At 68.3% G+C, this 2,382-nt stretch carries 2 protein-coding genes and 1 pseudogene; 2 read left to right on the forward strand and 1 reads right to left on the reverse strand.

Annotated elements, in window-relative coordinates; genetic code table 11:
* Nucleotides 1-739 (reverse strand): alpha/beta fold hydrolase (locus EQG76_RS01390; RefSeq protein WP_159709927.1); only part of this gene is annotated, 739 nt, incomplete at its 3' end.
* Nucleotides 740-939: 200 nt separating this feature from the next.
* Here EQG76_RS01390 and EQG76_RS01395 point away from each other — a divergent pair.
* Nucleotides 940-2,154, forward strand: a complete 1,215-nt coding sequence (locus EQG76_RS01395; RefSeq protein WP_159709929.1) for an acyl-CoA dehydrogenase — start codon at nucleotides 940-942, stop codon at nucleotides 2,152-2,154.
* Nucleotides 2,154-2,382: pseudogene (locus EQG76_RS01400) on the forward strand (hypothetical protein); the annotation flags it as partial. The gene EQG76_RS01395 and the pseudogene EQG76_RS01400, both read left to right, overlap by 1 nt.

Consider the following 2,382-nt stretch of genomic DNA (forward strand, 5'->3'; position numbering starts at 1 on the left):
GCTGAGAGAGCAGGTTGTTGGCGTCGCAGCGCGCGAAGAAGGGCTCCCAGAAGTCGGCGACGTGCTCGACCGTGTTGCGGGAGCCCAGCGGACGGAACCCTTCCTCGCGGAAGAACGGCTCCGAGGTGCCCCAGCCGGCATAGATGGTGGCGAAGGCCTGGATGCCACGGACCGGCGGGCGGTCGTAGAAGCCGTCCTGGAAGGCCGGGTCCACCTCCAGCGCGCGCCGCAACGCCAGGAGGAACACCTTGTTGTAGTTGCCGGTCCGCGCGGAACCGGCGATCGGGCACGCGGCCTGCACCATGTCCGGGTATTGCGCCGCCCACTGGAAGGTCTGGCAGGCGCCCATGGAGAAGCCGGTGACCAGCCGCAGCCGCTCGATGCCCAGCCGCTCGGTGACCAGCTGGTGCTGCAGGCGGACATTGTCGTGGATCGTCACCTTGGGGAAGCGGCCGCGGTCGACGGGTGCCGGGCTGTTGCTGGGCGAGGACGACAGACCGTTGCCCAGCAGGTTGGTCAGGATGATGAAGTACTTGCCGGGATCCAGTGCCCGGTCGGCGCCCAGCATGAAGGTCTCACTGTCGGCATGGGTCCCGGTGTACCAGCTCGGTACCAGCACCGCGTTGTCGCGCGCGGCATTCAGCTTGCCTCGCGTTGCATAGGCGAGCCGGGCGGTTGGCAGCACGCCGCCCTTCTGCAGCAGGAAGTTGGACACCTCGAACGTTTCGAAGTCGCTCATCTCGTTCCTCCCCGAGGCGCCGGATCTGGAGCCGCGCGCGGACGCGGCGCGGTCTGTCGCCGGCATGGCCGCCAGTCGTAGGCCGGGTCGGCGTGCCGTGCAAAAGCCTGACGCTGGCGGAACGGCCGTCGCCCCGGCCAACCGTGACCGATCGTTCTCCCTGCGCTAGAGTGCGCCGCAGCAAATGCTTGGAGATGGTGATGGCACTGGCGTCGGCCGCGACTGGGGCGGCCTCGGCGAGGCTCGGGCGATTCGACTGGCAGGACCCGCTCCTCCTGGAGGAGGAGCTCTCCGACGAGGAGCGGATGATCCGCGACGCGGCCCGGGAGTATTGCCAGGGCTCGCTGATGCCGCGGGTGCTGGAAGCGAACCGGCACGAGATCTTCCACCGCGAGATCATGACCGAGATGGGCGAGCTCGGCCTGCTCGGCGCCACCATTCCCGAGGAATATGGCGGAGCGGGTGCCTCCTATGTCGCCTATGGGCTGGTCGCGCGCGAGGTGGAGCGGGTCGATTCCGGCTACCGCTCGGCAATGAGCGTGCAGTCCTCGCTGGTGATGTACCCGATCCATGCCTATGGCGACGAGGAGCAGCGCCGGCGCTGGCTGCCGGGGCTGGCCAAGGGCGAGCTGGTCGGCTGCTTCGGCCTGACCGAGCCGGACTTCGGCTCCGATCCCGGCGGGATGCGCACCCGGGCGAAGAAGGTGAACGGCGGCTGGTCGCTCTCCGGCGCGAAGAATTGGATCACCAACTCGCCCATCGCCGACCTGGCGGTGGTCTGGGCCAAGGACGACGAGGGCGAGATCCGCGGCTTTGTGGTCGAGCGCGGCACCAAGGGTTTCGAGACGCCCAAGATCGACGGCAAGTTCTCGCTGCGCGCATCCACCACCGGCATGATCATGCTGGACGAGGCGTTCGTGCCGGACGGCAACCTGCTCGCTGGCGTGAAGGGGCTCAAAGGCCCGTTCGGCTGCCTGAACCGGGCGCGCTACGGGATCAGCTGGGGCTCGATGGGTTCAGCCGAGTTCTGCTGGCACCAGGCCCGGCAGTACACACTGGACCGCCAGCAGTTCGGCCGACCGCTCGCCGCCAACCAGCTGATCCAGAAGAAGCTGGCCGACATGATGACCGAGATCACGCTGGGGCTGGCCGGCTGCCTGCGCACCGGGCGGCTGATGGACCAGGGCAAGGCGTCGCCGGAGCTGATCTCGCTGATGAAGCGCAACAATTGCGGCAAGGCGCTCGACATCGCCCGGGCCGCCCGGGACATGCATGGCGGCAACGGCATCGCCGACGAGTACCACGTGATCCGCCACGTGATGAACCTGGAGGCGGTCAACACCTACGAGGGCACCCACGACATCCATGCCCTGATCCTGGGCCGCGCCCAGACCGGCATCCAGGCCTTCGCGTGATGAGCGAGAAGCGGCCGATCACGCTGACCGATGGGGTCGCGGCCAGCGGCTCCACGCGTAGCGGACTGGAGGTCATCCGCGGGATGATCGACGGCGACCATGTCTCGTCTATGGCGACCACCATGGACTGCCGGGTGGTCGAGGCGGAGCAGGGCAAGGCGGTGATCCGCGCGGTGCCGAACGAGGGCTTCCTCAACCTGCACGGGACGGTGCATGGGGGCTGGGCGG

It is taken from the genome of Geminicoccus flavidas (assembly GCF_009806515.1).
Lineage (GTDB): Bacteria > Pseudomonadota > Alphaproteobacteria > Geminicoccales > Geminicoccaceae > Geminicoccus > Geminicoccus flavidus.